General features: G+C 43.8%; 2 protein-coding genes. Both read left to right on the forward strand.

Annotated features, from left to right (window positions below):
• The first annotated feature begins 11 nt into the window (after positions 1-11).
• Positions 12-809, forward strand: a complete 798-nt coding sequence (locus tag A3763_RS09240; protein WP_068510840.1) for an inner membrane protein YpjD — start codon at positions 12-14, stop codon at positions 807-809.
• A 32-nt stretch (positions 810-841) separates the two neighbouring features.
• A partial coding sequence (locus tag A3763_RS09245; RefSeq protein ID WP_068759994.1) for an HlyC/CorC family transporter occupies positions 842-1,871 on the forward strand: 1,030 nt, incomplete at its 3' end.

Below are 1,871 nucleotides of genomic sequence, written 5' to 3' on the forward strand. Positions count from 1 at the left end.
CAAGCTAAATAATGAATATCTTTGTACTCAGTTTTTTGTCGGTCGGACTGTATTTCACAGGGACAATCTATCAAACCCTCGTGTATCTCAGAAAAATTAATGCCAAGCACTTCATCTCCCTTTTAATCGGAGCCAGTGCGGCAAGCTTGCAGCTAATAGTTACTTTAGAGCAAACCTTCCGTGACAACTACGCCGCCTTTAGCTTCTCAAACTCAGCATCACTTATCGCCTGCGTTATTGTTATCGGGCTTTTATTGGCATCCAGCAGAAAACCACTCCAAGCAATTTTTCTTGCCGTTTACCCTTGCGCTGCACTTAGCGTAATCACCCTACTCGCCTTTAACGACAGCAGCCAATCATTCTCACCACAAAGCAGCGGCATCTTTATACACGTTATATTATCACTCATTGCCTACAGCGTCTTTTCGATTGCCGCCGTACAAGCATTACTTGTTCATATGCAGAACAACAACCTAAAGAAGCGAAACCACACTATACTAATGCGCAATTTGCCGCCACTCCTGACCATGGAGAACTTACTGTTTGAAATGCTATGGAGCGGCACTATCCTGCTTGCTCTTGCCATTCTCGCCGGTTTCATTTTTGTCGATGACCTATTCGCTCAACACTTGGCACACAAAACCGTTTTATCAATTCTTGCTCTGCTCACATTCTCTGCACTACTCGCAGGCAGAAAAATTTATGGCTGGAGAGGAATCACAGCCAGCAAATGGACACTTTGGGGCTTTAGCCTTCTAATGCTAGGTTTTTTCGGTAGCAAGCTAGTTCTTGAAACAATAAGCAAATAACCCGACAACCTTCATATAAACGGTAAACAACATTGAACGACGCCTCTATACCTTCTCTATTACTATTTCTGCTTTTTCTAATCATTTTATCTGGTTTTTTCTCTAGCTCAGAAACTGGCATGCTGTCGCTCAATCGCTACAGACTTAAACACCTAAAGAAAAATGGCCATAAAGGCGCGGAGAAAGCCAGCAATCTACTAGATCGAACCGATCAATTAATTAGCGTCATCCTAATTGGAAACAACTTTGTAAACATACTAGCCTCGTCAATAGCAACGGTCATTGCCATTCGACTATGGGGTGACGCAGGCATCGCAATTGCAACCGCAATCTTGACGCTAGTTATACTAATTTTTGCTGAGATAACACCTAAAACCATTGCAGCCTACCACCCGGAAAAGGTTGCCTTTCCCGCCGCACACATACTAAAACCTCTACTAAAGCTACTCTACCCAGCTGTCTGGTCAGTTAACCTTGTTACTAACTTCCTATTAACAAAACTCGGCTTTAGTACAAACGGAGAAGAAGAAAACCACCTAAGCCGAGAAGAACTGAGAACACTTGTTAATGAATCTAGCACCTTGATCCCACGCAAACACCAGGAAATGCTACTGGGGATTCTAGACCTAGAGAAAGTCACCGTTAACGACATCATGATTCCCAGAAACGAGATTGTTGGCATCGATATAGACGATGACCTGGATGATATTTTTCAGCAACTAAAAACCACCCAACACACACGCCTCCCCGTATACAAGGGCGATATAAACAACATCATTGGCATCCTACACCTTCGCAGCATGACTCGCGTACTTTCAAATGACGAACCGAACAAAGCCATGCTACTTCAAGCTTGCAGAGAACCTTACTTCACTCCTGAGAGTACTACACTCAACACCCAGCTAATACACTTCCAGCGGGAGAAACGTCGAATTGCCATTGTAGTTGATGAGTATGGCGACGCTCTCGGCATTGCCACAATGGAAGATATTCTGGAGGAAATTGTTGGGGAGTTCACTACTGATTACTCTTCAAGCAGCAGCCAAGACATCACACCTCAAG

This window comes from Oleiphilus sp. HI0128, assembly GCF_001635365.1.